Raw genomic sequence first — 1,353 nt, forward strand, 5'->3', positions numbered from 1 at the left:
CCGACCTGGTAAAAGCACGGCCTGCCTGACGGCAGGCCGTTACCGGCCCGCACACAAAAAATCTGACAGTCCCCCCACGCCGGGCCAGCACAGCCACCCACTCACTAATGCACTCACTCAGGCACTGTGGGAGCGGGCTAGTCCCGCGATGAGGCCCGCACAGCCAGCAAAAATTCAGCTGCCTGTATGACGAGCGCCACGCACTCAATCGCGGCACAAGCCCCCACTCCCACTCCCACTCCCACTCCCACTCCCCTGCCGCCAGCCACAGCGCCCACCTCCCACTGTGGGAGCCGGCCTTGCCGGCGAAGGGGCCCTCACTTTCCCCGTTACAGGTCCTGCCTTGCCTTGCAGGTACAGGCGGCGTAGGCTTTCGCGGTCGCTGCACATCAGCGATCGGGTTTGGTCGCCCGAATCGGCAATATGCAACATGCACTCCCCCTACGATTGCAGGTGTTTGTACGCCTGTGTATTCGTTTTATGGCGGCTGTGCGCGGGAGGCATTCGTGCCTGCCGGGTTTGCCTATTGCCCCGGTCGACCAACCTGCGTACAGCTGTCACCCATTCTGTTTGGTCGCAGGTAGTGACGGCTCCATGTCAGTAGGAGCTTCACCATGAAAAAAATAGTTCCAGACCCCCCGCTACCCCTTTTCGGCAAGACTGCCACCACGGCCTTTGGCGCCTGTGACGCCGGCCATGCACCATTGTTTTCCGTACGCGCCGGCATCGATGCCGAAGATGCCCTGGTCCACGCCTCGCTCCTGCTACAAGCCATCTATGACACCGCCCAACAAGCCTGCGAGCATAGCGACGATATGCCGAAGAAAGGGCTGCTGTGGGCGAATATGCACTCGGCCGAGATGGCGAAAGGGTTGGTGGATGCGGTGTTGGATGGGATTGAGAGGCAGGTGATGAGTCGGTAAGGCTGTATCGGAAATACTAGGAACGAGAAAGGCTCACCTTGGGGTGGGCTTTTTTTGTTTGGATCTGGAGTGGCACCAGAGGTAGAAGTATCATAAATACATGATTTATATTATTTTTATTCTCAGAGGCACTTCGCACTATTTCTAAACTATCGTTTGTCACTCGTCCGACATTTGACCGACCCGAGACAAGCTAAGCTAGGACCGGTTGCCTTCGGTAAATGGCAGCCTCTCGTGTTTGCATGGTAGGGGGCACGGTTTTCCAATCATGGTAAGCGACAGCATACGACTCAAAGCTGCGGTTGTTAGAAGGCCGCTCTCGGCCCAGAGTGTGTAAAAACGCGCTGATGCACTGTCGGCGCGCAGCGCTGACGGTTGTTAGCTGAGTAATTGCTCACAACAAGTCCTGCGGATCATCACGAGGGGCTGG

1 protein-coding gene is annotated in these 1,353 nt (G+C 57.5%); it reads left to right on the forward strand.

Features of this window, described 5'->3' with window-relative positions:
* The first annotated feature begins 614 nt into the window (after nt 1-614).
* Nucleotides 615-923 carry a DUF3077 domain-containing protein gene (locus M5G11_RS19400; protein WP_273914104.1) on the forward strand — a complete coding sequence of 103 codons (309 nt, stop codon included), beginning with the start codon at nt 615-617 and terminating at the stop codon, nt 921-923.
* Nucleotides 924-1,353: the final 430 nt, after the last annotated feature.

The organism is Pseudomonas fontis, from assembly GCF_028656955.1.
In the GTDB taxonomy this organism is placed as follows: domain Bacteria; phylum Pseudomonadota; class Gammaproteobacteria; order Pseudomonadales; family Pseudomonadaceae; genus Aquipseudomonas; species Aquipseudomonas fontis.

Bases quoted from the DNA above. Each gene is read 5' to 3' on its own strand.
- M5G11_RS19400 (WP_273914104.1), top strand. From the start codon at position 615: ATGAAAAAAATAGTTCCAGACCCCCCGCTACCCCTTTTCGGCAAGACT.